Origin of the sequence: Desulfosporosinus sp. Sb-LF, from assembly GCF_004766055.1 — a bacterium.
Lineage (GTDB): Bacteria > Bacillota > Desulfitobacteriia > Desulfitobacteriales > Desulfitobacteriaceae > Desulfosporosinus.
In genome coordinates, this window is sequence record NZ_SPQR01000017.1 from 45,876 (window position 1) to 61,305 (window position 15,430).

The 15,430-nt window shown below is 41.2% G+C and carries 13 protein-coding genes and 1 tRNA gene; 2 read left to right on the forward strand and 12 right to left on the reverse strand.

Features of this window, described 5'->3' with window-relative positions; genetic code table 11:
- Positions 1-13: 13 nt before the first annotated feature.
- The 5 genes from E4K68_RS18250 to E4K68_RS18270 all read right to left on the reverse strand — a co-directional run bounded on the left by E4K68_RS18250 (position 14) and on the right by E4K68_RS18270 (position 6,424).
- Entirely contained in the window at positions 14-787 is a 774-nt protein-coding gene (locus tag E4K68_RS18250) for an electron transfer flavoprotein subunit beta/FixA family protein (protein ID WP_135380344.1), read from the reverse strand.
- 565 nt (positions 788-1,352) lie between these two features.
- Complete coding sequence (locus tag E4K68_RS18255; protein WP_135380345.1) at positions 1,353-2,495, reverse strand: acyl-CoA dehydrogenase; 1,143 nt, start codon at positions 2,493-2,495, stop codon at positions 1,353-1,355.
- 110 nt (positions 2,496-2,605) lie between these two features.
- A complete protein-coding gene (locus tag E4K68_RS18260) occupies positions 2,606-3,388 on the reverse strand; it encodes a short-chain-enoyl-CoA hydratase (RefSeq protein ID WP_135380346.1) in 783 nt (260 codons plus the stop codon).
- Positions 3,389-3,491: 103 nt separating this feature from the next.
- Complete coding sequence (locus E4K68_RS18265; protein WP_135380347.1) at positions 3,492-4,337, reverse strand: 3-hydroxybutyryl-CoA dehydrogenase; 846 nt, start codon at positions 4,335-4,337, stop codon at positions 3,492-3,494.
- 359 nt (positions 4,338-4,696) lie between these two features.
- On the reverse strand, positions 4,697-6,424 hold the full coding sequence (locus E4K68_RS18270; RefSeq protein ID WP_135380348.1) for a sigma 54-interacting transcriptional regulator: 1,728 nt from the start codon (positions 6,422-6,424) through the stop codon (positions 4,697-4,699).
- A 719-nt stretch (positions 6,425-7,143) separates the two neighbouring features.
- Between E4K68_RS18270 and E4K68_RS18275 the strand changes: the two genes are divergently transcribed.
- Complete coding sequence (locus E4K68_RS18275) at positions 7,144-7,863, forward strand: Crp/Fnr family transcriptional regulator (protein ID WP_243450444.1); 720 nt, start codon at positions 7,144-7,146, stop codon at positions 7,861-7,863.
- 6 nt (positions 7,864-7,869) lie between these two features.
- On the opposite strand, the gene E4K68_RS18280 is transcribed toward E4K68_RS18275, so the two are convergent.
- The 5 genes from E4K68_RS18280 to E4K68_RS18300 all read right to left on the reverse strand — a co-directional run bounded on the left by E4K68_RS18280 (position 7,870) and on the right by E4K68_RS18300 (position 12,721).
- Positions 7,870-8,454, reverse strand: a complete 585-nt coding sequence (locus E4K68_RS18280; RefSeq protein ID WP_135380349.1) for a 4Fe-4S dicluster domain-containing protein — start codon at positions 8,452-8,454, stop codon at positions 7,870-7,872.
- A gap of 91 nt (positions 8,455-8,545) precedes the next feature.
- On the reverse strand, positions 8,546-8,980 hold the full coding sequence (locus tag E4K68_RS18285) for a CBS domain-containing protein (protein WP_135380350.1): 435 nt from the start codon (positions 8,978-8,980) through the stop codon (positions 8,546-8,548).
- 84 nt (positions 8,981-9,064) lie between these two features.
- Positions 9,065-9,140 (reverse strand) — tRNA-Lys (locus tag E4K68_RS18290).
- 53 nt (positions 9,141-9,193) lie between these two features.
- Positions 9,194-10,597, reverse strand: a complete 1,404-nt coding sequence (pepV, locus tag E4K68_RS18295) for a dipeptidase PepV (RefSeq protein ID WP_135380351.1) — start codon at positions 10,595-10,597, stop codon at positions 9,194-9,196.
- 102 nt (positions 10,598-10,699) lie between these two features.
- Positions 10,700-12,721, reverse strand: a complete 2,022-nt coding sequence (locus E4K68_RS18300; RefSeq protein ID WP_135380352.1) for a penicillin-binding transpeptidase domain-containing protein — start codon at positions 12,719-12,721, stop codon at positions 10,700-10,702.
- A gap of 143 nt (positions 12,722-12,864) precedes the next feature.
- Here E4K68_RS18300 and E4K68_RS20755 point away from each other — a divergent pair, with 143 nt between their 5' ends.
- On the forward strand, positions 12,865-13,032 hold the full coding sequence (locus E4K68_RS20755) for a hypothetical protein (RefSeq protein ID WP_199241827.1): 168 nt from the start codon (positions 12,865-12,867) through the stop codon (positions 13,030-13,032).
- 216 nt (positions 13,033-13,248) lie between these two features.
- Here E4K68_RS20755 and E4K68_RS18305 read toward each other — a convergent pair whose 3' ends face one another.
- Positions 13,249-14,196, reverse strand: a complete 948-nt coding sequence (locus tag E4K68_RS18305; protein WP_135380353.1) for a rhomboid family intramembrane serine protease — start codon at positions 14,194-14,196, stop codon at positions 13,249-13,251.
- Positions 14,197-14,359: 163 nt separating this feature from the next.
- A complete protein-coding gene (gene larE, locus E4K68_RS18310) occupies positions 14,360-15,118 on the reverse strand; it encodes an ATP-dependent sacrificial sulfur transferase LarE (protein ID WP_243450445.1) in 759 nt (252 codons plus the stop codon).
- Positions 15,119-15,430 lie beyond the last annotated feature (312 nt).

The window sequence follows — 15,430 nt, forward strand, 5'->3', positions numbered from 1 at the left end:
TTAATTCCTCCCTTTACAGAACCTTAGCTTCTTCACGCAAGAGTCGTGCCAATTCTTGAGCAGCTTGTGCAGCATCACCAGGAATCAAACGACCCCCTTGGCGAGGACTCGGTAAACTAATCTTTTGTACATCCATTTTTCTAGCAATATCTCCAGCGCTAAACCCAAGATCTGCAAGGGTAAAGGTTTTTAATTCTTTCTTCTTCGCTTTCATAATTCCCGCGACGGTTGGATAACGAGGGTCGTTGAGCCCTTTTTGAGCAGTGATGACTACAGGTAAGTTTACCTCAATTAACTCTGTGCCTCCGTCGATTTCACGAGTGGCCGCTACTAAAGTATCGGTAACATCAAGTTTAATGACACTGCTTACAGACGGTATATTTAATACTTCTGCTAAACGTACTGCAAGTTGACTTGCACCATCATCGACTGCGATACGACCTACTAAAATGATGTCGTAAGGAATTGGTGAGATCGCTTTAGCTAGAATCTCTGCGTTGGTCCATTCATCTGTGTTTTCCAGGGCAGGATCACTGACTAAAACGGCTTTGTCAGCACCCATGGCCAAGGAGGTACGGAGTGCTTCTTGGCCCCGCGCGCCACCCATAGTGACAACGGTTACTTCACCGCCAAATTTTGTTTTGAGACGGATTCCCTCTTCAATGGCATATTCGTCGTAAGGGTTAATAATCAAATTTACCCCAGTGGCATCGATCTTACCACTACCATCAAGTACGATTTTAGCCTCAGTATCAAAAGTTTGTTTGATATAGACGACAATATTCACGCTATTTCCCCCTTAAGAATGTGACTACTGATTACAACGCATTGATTTTCATTGTTGCCATAGTACTTTCAGTAATTTTCGCATTCCGCATTTACGCGCTCTACTGGGTAACGGTGGATTAACCGATGCCGTGGATCCAAACGGCCTGAATGGGTTACCCACATTACAGTCTCGGAAGCGAAAATTTACTATTGCGGATGCCTTGGAAGGTCTTCCTTTTAGTTTAGAATAGACGTTCGGGATTACCGCATTAATTCAGAGGTTTCCTCGAACCAACCTTATAACATCTTCATACGCATAAAAAATATTACATCAAAACTCTTTCAAATTCCGAGCAATACTCATTAATCTAAACGTAACAAAATGCACAAGGTATTCAAAACTAATCTTCTCCACGAAGTAAGACTAGCACTGAGGGCCTAATAAGTCAATATGACTCTAATTAATATATCATATTGCGAAATCGTTCAATAATAATTTTCTATCACCAATTTACTTTAGCGAAGCACCTTTTGAAAAATGGTGCTTCGCTAAGAATCAATTATACGGTGATTTCAATAATGTACTATCCTTTGAGAATGTTAGCCGCAATGACAACGCGTTGGATCTCACTGGTTCCTTCATAAATTTCAGTAATTTTGGCATCCCGCATCATGCGCTCAACCGGGTAATCGCGTGTATAACCATATCCACCGTGAAGTTGAACTGCCATTGTGGTTACAGCCATTGCAGTCTCGGAAGCAAATAATTTAGCCATTGCGGATGCCTTTCCTACGGGCTTATGCTGTGATGCCAAATAAGCGGCTTGATAGACGAGGAGACGAGCTGCTTCAATTTGTGTCGCCATGTCTGCTAGCTTAAATTGAGTGTTTTGTAATGCAGAAATAGGTTTACCAAACTGAACTCTTTCCTTGGTGTATTTTAGGGCTTGTTCATAAGCGCCTTGGGCAATCCCCAATGCTTGTGAAGCAATACCGATTCTACCAAAATCGAGTGTTTGCATTGCAACTTTAAAACCTTGCCCTTCTTGACCAAGCAGGTTTTCCGCAGGAATACGGCAATCTTCAAAAACTAATTCATAGGTTGCCGAAGAACGGATCCCCATCTTTTTCTCTTTTTTACCGAAGGAGAATCCAGGCGTTCCTTTTTCCAGAATGAAGGCGGCTATTCCTTTATTTCCTTTGGTCTTATCCATTTGAGCAGTTACTATATATGTGTCAGCGTAATAGCCGTTAGTGATGAAGCATTTACTGCCATTTAAAACGTATTCATTTCCATCACGTACAGCAGTTGTACGTGTCCCTGAAGCATCTGAACCAGCCATAGCCTCTGTCAGGCCGAAAGCACCGAGTTTTTCGCCAGTAGCCAGTGGAGTTAAGTATTTCTTCTTTTGCTCTTCTGTGCCAAACATAGCAATAGGATTAGCACATAAACTAGCATGCGCAGAAATGGTAACGCCGACGGATGCGTCAACACGAGACAGTTCCTCTACAGTGATAGCATAAGAGATGTAGTCAGCTCCTACACCGCCATACTCTTCAGGGAAGGTAACCCCAGCGAGGCCCAGCTCACCGCATTTTTTCCATATATCTACTGAAAATTCTTCGTGTTCATCGCGTTCTTCCGCTCCTGCAGCACACTCATTCTCAGCAAAATCGCGAACCATTTTACGCATCATGATGTGGTCTTCTGTTAAATCAAAAATCATTCTAAATACACCCTCTCTTTTTTAACTTCACTTCAACATTACTTCTATACCTTTCCACCGAGATCCAATATTCGAATTAGATTTCGAGGTTGGGGTTCTAAGAATAGATATTATCGGCCTTCAAAAACCGGTTTACGCTTTTCAACGAAAGCAGTACAGCCCTCTGTTTGATCTTGCGTACTAAAAGTTAGTCCGAAAACCTCAGATTCGTAGGCCTGCGCGCTGTCAAGGTCCATATTAATACCACGCTGGATAGCGCTCTTACTTAGTTGGACTGCAGCTGGTGCCCGTCCTGCGATTTTTTTTGCAAGCTTGTGAGCTTCTTCCATAAGGTTGTCTATTGCATAGACACGATTCACTAATCCAATACGATAAGCTTCCTGGGCATCAATTATGTCTCCAGTAAAAAGCAACTCGCTAGCAAGACCTGTACCTACTATACGAGGTAAACGTTGAGTTCCTCCAAATCCAGCCGTTAGCCCAAGAGTTACTTCAGGTTGGCCAAACTTTGCATTTTCACTTGCTAAACGTATATCACATGACATGGCTAACTCACATCCACCGCCCAAGGCAAATCCGTTGATTGCTGCGATCACTGGTTGAGGCAAAAGCTCAAGCTTCCGGAAGGTTGCTTGCCCTAATTGCCCAAAACGTCGCCCTTCCAAAGAGTTGAAATCTTTCATCTGAGAAATATCTGCACCAGCTATAAAAGCCTTCTCACCACTTCCTGTGATAATAACTACTTTAACATTGGAATCCCTGCCTAGCTCATCGAGCACTATGGACAGTTCAGCCAAAGTATCACTATTCAATGCATTTAATGCTTTAGGACGATTGATAGTCAGTACAGCGATAGCGCCGCTCTTTTCAAGTAGAAGGTTTGTATACTCCACGATTGGTCCTCCTCGTTTAACGAATCTCTTCAATGAGTGTGATACTTCTTGGGGAGGGGGCGCCTATTTAAGCTTGTATCATACTTATTTCGTGTGACTAGATTTATGCTTCGTATTTATAAAAACCACGACCGGATTTTCGTCCAAGCCAACCCGCTTTTACATATTTGCGGAGCAACGGACATGGGCGATACTTATCGCCGAGTCCCTCATGAAGAACCTCCATGATAGATAAAACGGTGTCTAGACCGATTAAATCAGCTAATGCTAAAGGACCCATTGGATGATTCATACCCAATTTCATAACATTATCAATCGCCTCAACTGTTGCAATCCCCTCGTTGAGCGTATAAACTGCCTCGTTGAGCATAGGAATTAAAACCCGATTAGCAACAAATCCAGGGGCATCATTAACTTCGACAGGTGTTTTGCCCATTTTTTGACTGAGAGTTTCGATAGTCTTATACACTTCATCACTAGTGGCCAGACCACGAATAACCTCAACGAGCTTCATTACAGGAACGGGATTCATAAAGTGCATCCCGATCACTCTATCCGGTCGTTTTGTAAAAGCACCGATCTCAGTAATTGGTAACGAAGAAGTATTTGTCGACAGAATCGTATGTTGTGGACATATGACGTCTAATTGTGAGAAAACTTGGGCTTTAATAGCCATATTTTCTACTGCCGCTTCAATAACCAAATCAGCAGATACAGCATCTTGAAGAGAAGTTGATTTAGTAATTCGCCCTAAGATAGCCCCTTTTTCACTTGCTTCAAGCTTCCCTTTTTCGACACTACGACTGAGATTCTTTTCAATAATTCCGAGGCCACGAGATACAAATTCCTCTTTTATGTCATTTAAAATGACAGAGTAGCCCGCTTGGGCAGCAACCTGGGCGATTCCGCCACCCATCTGTCCAGCTCCAATGACCATGATTGTCTTCACGCTTACTCCTCCTTATTTTTATGGAATTACAACCCCGTTTTCGGAATTTGTAATCTATTGACTATTATCTTGCAATTCCTGTGCCAGTGATAATTCAGTAGATTCGGAATCTTCCGTTTATCGTCAATACCAGTCGGTACAAGCTTTTTCCATGATTGATCCTGAAAAACATAGATCTATAGGATGTCCACGAAAGTAGACACAATTTTTAGATACGGACCTCTATTTGTCTTACATCCCGAATTAATTTGTGTGTCAACAAATGGACGCATGTATACGTTTGTTGACACACAAATTAATTTTATAAAATACCAATCTTTCCTTAATTTGTATTATACAATAGCTTTGTATATAGATTGTTATAAATGATGCTTTTTAAGTTTCTTATATAAACCTGCCCTAGATAAACCAAGGGTTTTAGCCGCCTCCACTTTATTCCCTTTTGATATATCAAGGGCATATATAAGAGCCTCTTTTTCTACTTCATTAAGAATATGTTCCAATGACCCTGTGGCAAAAGTACGCGTTTCGCTCCCAGACAATATTTGTAAATAGTTTGGTAAGTGTTTTAGCTGAATTTCTGAGCCATCTACCATGTTGAAGGCCCTTTCAATAATATTTTCAAGCTCACGGATGTTACCAGGCCAACAATGTTTCATAAGGACGTTTTTCGTCTCTACGGATACTCCTGTCACATATTGTGCAAACTGAAGATTAAATTTCTTCAAGAATGTTCCAATTAAAGCTTCAATGTCATCCCGCCTTTCTCTTAAAGGCGGGATATTCAAGGTCACTACGTTTAAGCGATAATAAAGGTCCTCACGAAATTGTTTATCGCGAATCATAGCTTCAAGATCACGATTGGTAGCAGCAACGAGTCGTACATCCACTTTACGAGGCTTGCTGCTTCCTAAACGTTCTATTTCCCATTCTTGGATGACACGCAGTAATTTTACTTGCATGGCCATTTCCATATCCCCGATTTCATCAAGAAACAGGGTTCCTCCATCCGCCAACTCGAATTTGCCAATTTGCCCTCCTTTGCGGGCACCAGTAAATGCCCCGTCTTCATACCCGAACAATTCGGACTCAAGTAAGTTTTCAGGTACCGCAGCACAGTTCACTTTAATAAAGGGACCTTGCCAACGAGTACTTTCTGTATGAAGAAGTTGAGCAAATAATTCCTTTCCAGTCCCACTTTCTCCCCTAATGAGAACAGTAGATCCTGACTTAGCAACACGTAGCGTTGTTTGAACTAATGAGTTCATTAAAGGGTTTTTTCCCCTTAAGAGTTCTGATGCCGATATATTCTTCTGTAACATGTTTTTTTTGTAGTAGTCAAGTTCCGAGCGCAACGAATCTACTTTTTTAGCTAATGCATAAAGTTCATTAGGATCCTTGAAAACGACTTTCCCTAAGGCACCCACAATTTGTCCATCTTGAATAATCGGGATTCTGCTTGCGATAATTTCATGTCCATTTAAGTCATGAAGATACCCGTGAACTGAAAGGCCCGTTTCAAGAACATCTGTAAATTTTGGGTTTTCATAGATTTCAGTTATAGGTTTACCGATCAAATCCCCCGGGGATTTGTGAAAGAAATTTGCAAAGGATTGATTGGTCATAGTAACAATTCCTTTTTTATTAACCACAATTAACCCATCATAGGCTGTATTGAGGACAATTTCGAGGATACATTTCAGTTGCTTCGTTTTCTCATGCTCTAAAACAATGCTGTCAAAGAAATTTTGAAGGATGGTAATGTCCTGAAATACGGACACGGCTCCAACTAATTTACCATTTACATAGATTGGTGTTTGACTACTTAATAAAACGCAATTATTAAGCGTCATCTGTTTACTCAATTCTGCAATTCCATTTTCAAAAATTCCGAGTAATTCAGTTTCTGGAAAATGGGTCATTGCAGATTCTCCTATAAGATCCTTAACAGGAATTTTCAATATATTATAAACGGCACGATTAGCGTAAATAATACGACCTTTAGGATCAACTGCAATAATAGCGTTATTAGCATTGTCTAGAATCTCATCAAGGGTGATCGAAATGGTTTGTCCATCCAGTAACATTTGCTAGACCCCCAGCTATTTTTACATTATCCTAAACTGTTCGACTAAAAAGGAAAAATTCCTTCTTGAACTTACGACTTCACGGCTTCTTATTCGACTAGTAAGAATTCTTTTCTCAACGCGTGCTTGGAAACTATATTTATATAAACCGCAAGGACAAGTTAAGGTGCTTCATGAAGGAGTAAAGGCTAGCTACCGCTTAGTTCCACAGATTACTTTAAGAACTTCCTCTTCTCTCACGTACAATGTTATTCAAATGTAGCCAAAGGAACCTGCGCACTCAAGAACTTGAATAATACGAATATTACTTTCCTCATAAAAGAAAGAGTGTGCTATTGCACACTCTTTCTTTTAAAGTTTTTACGAGGTAACGGTTACGGTCTCTGAATATTTCGCTCTTTTTGCGTGTCAAACTCAGTGTAGTGCGGATCTCGAACAGTAACAGGGGATTTAGGTCTCGAAACTTTCTTATGAGCGCCCATATCTAACCTTCCTTTCAAGTCAGAATGTCCAAGCGAACCCGAGAATAGTTTCTCCATAAAGAAATTCAATATGCTATATTTCGATAATGGTGTTCAGTTTCTTAAAAGAAAGGTTAATTTTTTGGATTTCTAGGTCAGATAATGAGCATTGAAGGATATTCACGACTAGGCAACGAATTAGAAATACATGTTGTGCAGACAATTATCTAACAACCATTTAAAAGCAGGAGGATTAACGTGTCAAAAGAGCAACAAATTCGTGAGATTTTAGCACATAAACTATTTTCTGGAAGAATGCCACCTGAATTCGTTGATTTCTGCCTAGCGCATGGCCGAATTCGCCACTATGCTCCCAAGCAATACCTGTATTTCTCAGGTGACGAAGCGAGTACGGTCTATTTCCTCATCGCTGGAAGAATTAGGTTGTATCTAATGGGTGAGTTTTCAGAAAAGATTATTCGCGTACTTAATCCGCCAGTTTTTTTTCCAGAAGTAGTTTTAGACGGTAAACCCTATCCGCATGCGGCGTTATGCATCGAAGAGACAGGAGTTTTGGCACTTGATCGGCAGATCTTTATGCGTTTTATAGAAAATAATCCTACCGTGCTGTGGGTCTTTTATCAGGAACTCGCTTTGGACTTGCGCCGTTCTTACCGTCAAATCAGGAACCTTTCGATTGGCGATGCGCGTTTGCGCTTAGGTGCTAAACTTTTTGCATTAGCCCATGTGCATGGACAGCCATCACCTGACGGAATTATTATTACTATTCCCCTATCCGCAACAGAACTTGCAGGAATGTGCAGTCTTGCTCGCGAATCAGTAAGCCGTATTTTGAGCGAGTTAAAAGGAGTAAAAATTATTGCAATAGATAAGAAGAATATTACGATTATCAGTCTTGAAAATCTGAGTCGTTGGATTCACGATCGTGCAGCTCGTTCGCGCTCTACTATAGACTAGAATTATTTATCGTTCAAGGAAGTGAGTTAACCTTTCTTGTGGATGCCCTTCTTTAATAAAGCGTAGCATAGTATCTATAATCCACGCTACAACTTGCTGATCTGTTGAAACTTGACCTGCGGACTTGCCAAATTTAGGGTGTCGACCTACTCGACCGCCATAGCGCAATGTCCAACCGCTTTCTCCAGAGGTCAGTGTCCCAGAAGGACAGATGCTTTGACAATCTCCACAAGACAGGCACCGTGTATTGTCGATAATTATCCCATTTGGTTTCATAGTTATGGCCCTTTCTAAACAAGATCGGACACAGGCTCCGCACCCTGAACACGGAGAATCAGTAATTCGAGGGAACACATATCCGGAAATACCGAAATCCTTAATATTAGGATGTGAACATCCGTTGGGACATCCAGCCAAACATACCTTAGGCAGATGGTGATGGTGAACAGGAGTAAACTTTTTTTCAAGCGTTTGACGTAAATTTAACTCATTTAAATTCAAAGTCAGTTCTTCAGATAAATCGTGCCAGTGACGGGCTGCTTTCGGACAATTTGGGCGGCAATGCTCAATCTCAAATCCTTTTTGTTGCATAATTGATTCCCCCCAAAGATTAATTGTTTTTTGATCATCTGGGGTAGTATAGCAAAAGTTTCAGTTTTATAGTGTGGATTGAATCACAGTTTTATTTGGTTGTGCTATTAATGCGCGCAAGATTGTTTTCAGATTGTTTAGAGTAGTATTCGATCATTTCTCTCCGGCGAACAATTCCTATAAAAATCTGTTGATCATCAACCACTGGGACAAAATTTTGTTCCACTGCTCTTGAAATTAAGTCCTCCATTTGAGCATCGATCGTGACTGGCAAATTCTGAACATGCTGTTCCACCTCGTTAAGAAAAATGTCCTGGGTATTAAAGAACGTCAATCCAGGTGTATTTTTAAGTTTCCAAAGTAAATCTCCTTCAGTGATCGTTCCAACATATTTTCCCTCGCCATTAATAAGGGGGACTGCAGAGTAACTGTGATACTCCATCCTCTCTAGGGCCTGGCGCATTGTTGCTGTTTCCTTCAAGTATACAATGTCTTTTTTTGGTATGAGAAAAAAGGCTACATTCATTATGATTACGCTCCATTTGCATATTTCTACACCGTTTCAAAACAAAAACAAAATCCCGCAATAAATTGCGGGAAAAGTTTCGATTGGTGCGCCACCCAGGGATCGAACCAGGGACCTGCCGATTAAGAGTCGGATGCTCTACCAGCTGAGCTAGTGGCGCAATAACAACAAAACGTATTATACTCCTAAATGATAGAATGGTCAAGCTCTTCATTATCTACTTTCTAGGTCAGCTGCCAAATTAAGAATAGCTTGGGCATATATTTTAGTTGTTAAGAGTAGGTTGTCGATTGGAATGTATTCATCAGCACAGTGAATCACTTCAGGTTCACCTGGAAAAGTAGGTCCAAAGGCAACGCCTTGGGGGAGAGCTTTAGCATAAGTTCCACCGCCTATAGCAAAAGCAAATGGCTCAAGACCAGTTACATCTGTATAGGCTTTGAGCAGCGATTGAACTAACGCACTTTCTTTTGGAACGTGATGTGCTCCCTGATGGTTTAATACATTAAGCCTAAAGTGTTTACATTGTGCTATTTCTTCGATTGGTTGAAAAACGTCATCCCGTTGATACGTAACTGGGTAACGAATATCAATGACTAAGCGGACCGTATCTGATGACAACTCTAAAATACCCAGGTTGAGCGAAAGCTTACCAGAGGGTTCATCGCTTAGAGCGATGCCAAAACCTTCGCCATGAAATCCATTGCCAGGGTGTGTCAAAATAAATTCGAGAGTGTTTTGTTCTTCCGCATTAAGAGGTAAAGTTCGCAGAAACTGCAAAGCATAAATAATTGCGTTTTTTCCGTCTTGAGGGAGACTACCATGTGCCCCCACTCCCCTAAAGATAAGCTTCGATTCCTGTTCATTATCTTGCCAATTGAGAAGGCCGCTAACCCCTTCTGGAAAAGAGAAGTCACTCAATTTTTGGTTAACAACATCATAAGCTATCCCCTTTAGAGTAACTTCACAAACATCTGGGACGATATTGGCCCGTTCTCCGCCCTGAACTCGGACAATATGAGGAAAAGGGGTCGCCTGGGCTTGACTTAATTCAAGGTGAAGAATTCCCTTTTCTGCATGAATCACCGGAAACTCGGCATCTGGGGCAAACCCTATTTGAGGAACTTCTTCCTTATTGAAATAGTAATCCATATCTGCCCACCCTGATTCTTCATCCGTACCTATAATCAGACGCACTCGCATGTTTAAGGTGATATTGGCATCCTTAATTGCTTTCATAGCAAAAAGAGCCGCTAACGATGGCCCTTTGTCATCTAATGCACCCCGACCGAAGATTTTGCCGTCTTTAATGGTCGCACTATAAGGGGGCACCGACCATCCATCTCCTTCCGGTACAACATCAATATGGCCCAGAATTCCCAGAAGATCCCCCGTGCCCATTTCAATATGACCAGCATACCCATCAACATTTTTAACGGTAAATCCAAATTTCTCTCCCAAACCTAAAGTCCACTCTAAGGCCTCACTGATTCCATGTCCAAAAGGAGCACCCGCGGCGACATCTTTAATATCCTTGACACTCTTAATCTGAATACATGCTTGGGTGGCAGCAATTATGTCTTCTTTCATCAAATCAATCTGTTGGTCAAGACGCATTTTTATCATTCCTTCGTGATTTAATATTTACAACTCATCCAAGCATACCCATATTAAGAAATGAAGTTGCATTAGAGATAAAATAAAATTATACGTGAGCTGTTACGGAGTTAATGGAGAAAACTTAACATCGATACTTGTTCCCTTTGTCACAACTTTTCCAGCCTGTGGTAATTGTTGATTCACCAATCCACTACCCGTAAAGTTAAAGTGTAATTCCGATTTCGTCAGCGTGTCACCAACCTGGCGCATAGTCATGCCCGTCAAGTCCGGAATAACAACTTCCCCCCCCACTGGTGTACGTTCTGGGACTACCGATTTTGGTGATGGTCTTACAGCAGAATCGCTAGGAGCAATGGAAACTGTGCTTTGGGTATCCTTAGCCACAGGAAGGCCGTAGTATTGCAAAGCTCCTTCAATTATGGCTTTAGCCCTTGGTCCCCCCAACGACCCACCTTGATGCCCTTCCGGTGTTTTAGGCGAATCGATAATTATCAGCACAGCAATTTTAGGATCTTCTGCGGGGGCAAAAGCTGCAAATGAAGCAATAAAGTCTGTTGTAGAATATTGCCCAGTTTTAGGATCTACTTTTTGAGCAGTTCCGGTTTTACCTGCCACATTTATACCAGGAATTGCGGCAAGATGTCCCGTTCCATCAGAAACAACTTGTTCGAGGACTTTAGTCATTTGCGAAGCGGTTGCTTTTGAGACTACTTGACGTATAGGAGTCGGTTTTTGTTGTTGAATGAGTTGGCCATCTGGCGTCGTAATTTTATCGACAATATAAGGGCGATAAAGTGTCCCTCCATTGGCAACCGCAGAAATGGCAGATATTAATTGGATCGGTGTGACCGAATTAGCTTGACCAAAAGACATAGTTGCCAAATCAATATCTCGCACTTTGTCTTGTGGAATGAGCAATCCACTTTCTTCACCGGAAATATCAATTCCTGTTTTAGAGCCGAAACCAAAAGCTTTTAAATAAGAATAGAAAGAATTTTTACCTAACTTCATTCCAACTTGGGCCAATACGACATTGGAAGACAACTGCATACCTTGAGTAAATGTAGGGTTACCGTGAGGCTTTTGATCGGAATCCCAGTTTGTAATTATTCGTGGCGGAATTCGTAGGTAGCCAGGATCGGGGAACGTATCATCTGGGCGAATTACCCCTTCTTCCAAAGCGGCTGAACCAGTAACAATCTTAAAGGTTGATCCTGGTTCATAAGACATTCCTATCCCTAGATTACGGCGGGATTCGGGTGTGGCTTTATCATAGTCTGTCGGATCAAACGTGGGACGGGATCCCATCCCTAAAACACGTCCTGTCTTCGGATCAATCGCCAGAATAGTAACACTATTGGCATTAGTGGATTTCTGTGCATCATCAAGTTGTTGCTCGATGAAATATTGAATTGTGGAATCTAATGTTAAGAACACAGAGTTTCCTGGGCTTGAAGGGTCGTTTTGGTGAAGAGCATCCAGGATAGATCGCGCTCTAGTATCCTGTTCCTGGGATTGAAAACCGGGCTTTCCAAACAATATTTTATCATAATAAGATTCCACTCCTTCCACTCCATGTCCGTCTCTATTTACAATTCCAAGTGCTGAGGCGGCAAATTCCCCCATAGGATAGACGCGTTTTTCTTCTTCATTGAGAGCAACACCGGGAATTTTCAGGGCCATAATCTCATCTGCTTTTTGAATATCTACTTGATGTGCAATGCTAATCCATGATAAATCTTTGTTTAGTTTATTAAAAATATCTTGTGTATTTATTCCTAAGATACCGCCAAGTTGCTTAGCTATGTCTTCTTTAGTACTCTTTAATTTCTTTTGAGTAATCAAATCACTCAACGTTTTCGGGTCCGCATAAATTTCTTTAACCGGAATGCTCTGAGCTAAGACATTGCCTTGGGCATCAAAGATAGAGCCTCTATCTGGTCGAATGCTCTGATCCGTCGTTCGACGTTCAATCCCTTTGGCTTTGAGATCTGAAGCTTGTACTATTTGAAGGGTCACGAGCCTCCCAAACACCACAAGAATCACGCCCAACAATAGATATTGGACCCATCGATCGCGTGAAAAATAACTAATTGCTCGTTTATTTTTCCTCAAGAGCATCCCCTCTTTTCTCCATTAATATTATATAACATTTAACGACGAGGTTCCTAGTCCTTTTTTAAGTAAAGGTGATCTAAATCCTTTTGCACGCTTCTTCTTAGTGAATCATACAATAATAAAAAAGACGAAAGGAGACTTGAGATATGAATAGCCCTCAAGAAATTGCCACTCGAATTACCATGGCATGGCTAAATGCCTTTGCGACCGTCACAAAAGAGTTAGGTCATGTGGATCAACATATTCCAACTCCCCAAGAAGTTAGTGAATTTTTTATTGAAATACACCACACAGCGCAAAAAACTAATACTTAACCTAAGTCTACTTTCACTAAAATTGTTCAATTTGGAAAATCTCATAATAAGAGCTTCCGCTTTCTTAACTAACGATGGCAATTTTTATAAGCCACCTCGCTAAGAAATCGCAAGCTCTTGATTGTATTTTGTCCTTTGAAGGGGGAAAAATATGCTAAGATAATGAGGTATTTTTATGAAAATTTGGTACACCATAGGCATTATCGTACTACTGTATCACTTCAAAGGTGCTAGTTTGGAAAAAAGAACACTTATAATTGTTCCGGTAAGCAGTCCACCCAGATGGGCATAGTTATCAATACCTGGCTGGATAAAACCGAATCCTAAATTTACAACAATTACAACCATCAGATTCATCCCTAAGCCAGATTTCCATAGATAGGGCCGTTTAAAACAATAATACAGTAGCGAACCCAAAAGGCCAAAAATTGCCCCAGAGGCTCCTGCAGAAAGAGCAGAAGAAAACAGAAAACTTGCAATGGATCCTCCAATGCCACTAAATATATAGATCATCAAGAATCTTCGATGCCCAAAACTCTCTTCGGTCAAGGGACCCAATGACCACAAAGCATAAAGGTTAAAGAAGAGATGCATTGCACCAATATGAATAAAATTGCTCGTGAGAAAACGCCAAATCTCACCTGCTCGAATCAGGGTATTGACTTTAGCACCAAAAGCGATAAGAACACGTTGATCTGTCGATCCACCAGCAAAAGTCATAAGCAGAAAAACCGCAATGTTAATGCCCAATACGAAATACGTAAAAAAGGGGATGAACGTTTTTTTTAGTTCTAACTGTCCTATAATCTCCGACTTTCCACTCGCAAGTTGCTTTAACCACCGAGGTATCATCTGATCGTTGGTCGGAGGATACGGAAATAGATTCCCTCGTTGTGTATCCCAGTACCAAAGCTGTATATCATAGAAACGATGCTGCCTCAAGTGTGAAGAATCAACTCCTTCAAGGCAAAAAACAATAACGTCCCACTTGCGAATGTCAACAAACTCAAAAATCCATGGTTCAAAATCTTGAGGAAGTTCATTGAAATTACCGAATAAAAGCCCATGTGTCTGTGCCTCGTGCGTGGCGCAAACCCAGCTATTTTCTAGTTTAACTAGCGTCCATCCTGATTGTATGAGGTTTTTAGTTATTTGTTCAAGCACGTTATCACCTCTAGTTTTAGATCTTTTCTAAAACCCCTCGCAAAAACTCGGAAATAATGTAATCCTTTTCTTGTGTCAAAACTCAAAGTTGAGATGCTCATACATAAATAAGATCGGCTCTCTTTCGAGTACAGAGATCCTGTAGAAATGGTGAATTCTCTTACTAAATAGGGTTTAAACTTCCTGAACGGAGACCCATTAGGTCTAGTGTTACAAATCGAAAGCCGATTGTTTGCAAGGGAGTCGCGATTTCTGAATGTTCCTGAACTATTTTTAAAAAATGATTTATAGGAACCTCTATACGGGCTATATCTCCATGTACCCTTACCCTGCATTCTGTGTAGCCTTTCTGATAAAGAACAGCTTCAGCCTGTGCAATACGTTGAAGTAATTCTGCAGTGATAGAATCTCCAAAAGGTACTCGCGATGCTAGACAAGCCATGGAAGGCTTATTCCACGTGGGTAAATTTCGGCGTTCAGATAGAACACGGATTTCCGCTTTAGTAAGGCCCACTTCTAGTAGCGGGCTAAGGATCCCTAACTCTTCAAGCGCTATCCGCCCAGGACGATAGTCCGTGGAGTCCGAAGCGTTAGTACCCTCGATAACCGTCGAGTAACCAAATGTTTTACTAAAACACTGAAAAGTCTCGAAAAGTATCTTTTTACAAAAATAACAGCGATCAGGCGGATTCTTACGAAACGCTTCTAACGCCAAGATATCCAAGTCAAGAACTTCTACTGGAAAATGAAGACTATCCACAAGAGCTAGAGCTTCCTTTTCTTCCTGAGGAGAAATCATAGGACCCCTCGCTAAAACGGCCTTACAATTTTGGCCTAAGGATTCGTGAGCAATTGCCAAAAGGTAAGTAGAATCCACTCCGCCGGAAAAGGCAACCAAGACTTTTTTGAAGGACTTTATCACCTTAATGAGATATGCCTCTTTTCTAAGGGCATCTTCTAGCAGTTTTATATTTTGTATGTTTTATCACTTCTTTCGTCCTAATTCTATCCATTCGTTGTATGGTTGTCAAAGAAGATCTGCCCCCATGGGCATTATACTTTGACATGAAAATCAAAGAGCAGAGGTGGCATAAAAGCCTACCCTGCTCTTTATCTACTTCGACTAGTTTAAAGGTTATAAAGACAGACACTTAGCCGTTTTTCCACGAAACTCCAAATCCACCTCTAGGGTATTTCCAGTTAATGTTACCAAACGGACAGCCTATGAGGCATG

What these genes read in the sequence shown, in the direction of transcription:
- E4K68_RS18255 (WP_135380345.1), bottom strand. Translation starts at nt 2,495, where the DNA reads ATGATTTTTGATTTAACAGAAGACCACATCATGATGCGTAAAATGGTT.
- E4K68_RS18270 (WP_135380348.1), bottom strand. Translation starts at nt 6,424, where the DNA reads ATGTTACTGGATGGACAAACCATTTCGATCACCCTTGATGAGATTCTA.
- E4K68_RS18280 (WP_135380349.1), bottom strand. Translation starts at nt 8,454, where the DNA reads ATGCAACAAAAAGGATTTGAGATTGAGCATTGCCGCCCAAATTGTCCG.
- E4K68_RS18285 (WP_135380350.1), bottom strand. Translation starts at nt 8,980, where the DNA reads ATGAATGTAGCCTTTTTTCTCATACCAAAAAAAGACATTGTATACTTG.
- pepV (WP_135380351.1), bottom strand. Translation starts at nt 10,597, where the DNA reads ATGCGTCTTGACCAACAGATTGATTTGATGAAAGAAGACATAATTGCT.
- E4K68_RS18300 (WP_135380352.1), bottom strand. Translation starts at nt 12,721, where the DNA reads ATGCTCTTGAGGAAAAATAAACGAGCAATTAGTTATTTTTCACGCGAT.
- E4K68_RS20755 (WP_199241827.1), top strand. Translation starts at nt 12,865, where the DNA reads ATGAATAGCCCTCAAGAAATTGCCACTCGAATTACCATGGCATGGCTA.